The sequence below is a fragment of the Thermogutta sp. genome (assembly GCF_014359955.1).
In the GTDB taxonomy this organism is placed as follows: Bacteria; Planctomycetota; Planctomycetia; order Pirellulales; family Thermoguttaceae; genus Thermogutta.
This window is the reverse complement of sequence record NZ_JACIYL010000886.1, coordinates 1-1706: the sequence shown is the minus strand read 5'-3', so window position 1 is coordinate 1706 and position 1706 is coordinate 1. Positions and strand designations below refer to the sequence as shown.

Sequence of the window (1706 nt, the reverse complement as noted above, 5' to 3'; positions counted from 1 at the left end):
TCGACCAAGGGCCTTTAAGACAGCCCCGTAATTGTTCCAGTAAACAGCCTTTTGAGGACAAAACTGCAATGAGGACTCGATCGCTTGGCAAGCTTCTTGGAGATCGCCCTTAGCCAAGGCAATCACGCCCAGAAAATGCCAAGCACCCGGGTGGTGAGGGTCCATTTCCAGGATCTGCCGATAGAATCTCTCGGCCCTCAGAAGATCATCTCCGCGATGGGCAGCAAGGGCCGCCTCGAAGAGTTTTTCCGTGTCAGCGACCGCCTGTGGACTCGTTGCTGGGCCCTCGTCGCACCCCCGTTCTGCCCTCAACCGCGTCCCTTTTTGCCCACCAACCATTGAACCCCGCTCCAATTTGAGAAAAGTGCCCGTGAGTGCCAGAAATTCGTCAGCAAGCTTAAATGTGTGTGTGTGTTGTCAAGCCCCTCGAAGGAGTTATGTCGGCGTTCCATCCGGGGGATTGGAATTCTTTCAGTCAACGCTGAACAGAGTTGAGGCTGGAGAAAGTTTCTTTTAAGGTGCCCGGCCGGTCGGTCTGGTAATCCCTTGACAGTCTTGAAATGCTCCTCCGCGCTGGCCAGCCGGTTCATTCCACGCGATTGCCGAATAAATTACGGTCCTGCTACGGCAGGGTTGGAAAGCGAACATCGGCCCACGCAAACTCCTTGTCCGTCACCCTCCACGTACGGCGATTGATGGCATTGCCTATCGCGTGTCAAGTCATGCACAGTGCCCTGGGAGCAAAAAGCGTAAGTGCCATAATCTCTTAAAGTATCGTCACATACATCGCAATTTCCTTGCCTTCTTGGCAGATCCCGGCCACCCGAGCGGCTGACAACGCAAGCAAAAGCATGAATCGCTGTAAAACTGTCCCAAGTTTCTAACCCCTGGGGTTTATAATGCGTTCCAAATCCCCAAAGCGAATTCCGTAAGCCTCATCCCCTTGCTGCAAGTGGCGGCATTTTGCAACAGGCGCCCCTTATACTGGAAACGGGTCACAGAAAGTTTTCGGTACGTATCGTGTCATTCCAATAGGAGGAAAAAGATGACACACCACTGTCCCCATCAGAACTCGCTCCTTTTGACACTGCCCGAGGTGGCCCGACTGCTTCGTGTTAGCCAGCGGACGGCCTGGACCTGGGCCAAAGCGGGAAAACTTCCGTCGCTGCGGATCGGCCGCTGCCTTCGCTTTCCACGTCAGGCGGTGGAGAAGTGGATTGAACAAGAGCTGGCTAGCCAATCAGGTCGCGCGGACTCCGCAGTGGAAGGTGACAACTCTCTTCCCGATCAGCCGCAATAAGAGGAACCTCATGCACCAGCTTCTGCGAGAATATCTCTCTTACGAATACCGGCTCCATCCGCTAAAGGCGGGCACTAAGGGGCCGATTCTCCAAAACTGGCCGGAACGGGCCGCCCGTGACGAGGCGACCGTTCGCCGCTGGCTGGCAGAGTTTCCGGGGTGCAATTGGGGCATAGCAACCGGAGACGGCTTCTCTGTACTGGACATTGACCCCGCTGCCCTGGAGGCTGGCTGGCCGGGTGAGGAGCGTCGCCGTGAGCTGAAGGCTACAGGTTGCCCGTTGGTCCAAACCCCGCGAGGTGGGTTTCATCTTTACTTCAGGGCGAATTGGCCAAACTCCGTTGGGGTGATTGCCCCGGGGGTCGATACGAAAGGCCCCCGCGGCTATGTGGTGGCCCCGCCGTCG

The 1706-nt window shown here is 56.5% G+C and carries 3 protein-coding genes; 2 read left to right on the top strand and 1 reads right to left on the bottom strand.

Going from position 1 to position 1706, the window contains the following annotated elements; all coding sequences use genetic code 11:
• On the bottom strand, positions 1-339 hold a 339-nt coding region (locus H5U08_RS17910; RefSeq protein ID WP_297036244.1), incomplete at its 3' end, for a tetratricopeptide repeat protein.
• A gap of 706 nt (positions 340-1045) precedes the next feature.
• Between H5U08_RS17910 and H5U08_RS17905 the strand changes: the two genes are divergently transcribed.
• Together H5U08_RS17905 and H5U08_RS17900 are read left to right on the top strand one after the other, a co-directional pair.
• Positions 1046-1300 (top strand): helix-turn-helix domain-containing protein, encoded by a 255-nt coding sequence (locus tag H5U08_RS17905; protein WP_297036242.1) that lies wholly within the window; start codon positions 1046-1048, stop codon positions 1298-1300.
• A gap of 10 nt (positions 1301-1310) precedes the next feature.
• Positions 1311-1706, top strand: a 396-nt coding sequence (locus H5U08_RS17900; protein ID WP_297036239.1) for a bifunctional DNA primase/polymerase, incomplete at its 3' end; no start/stop codon positions are given.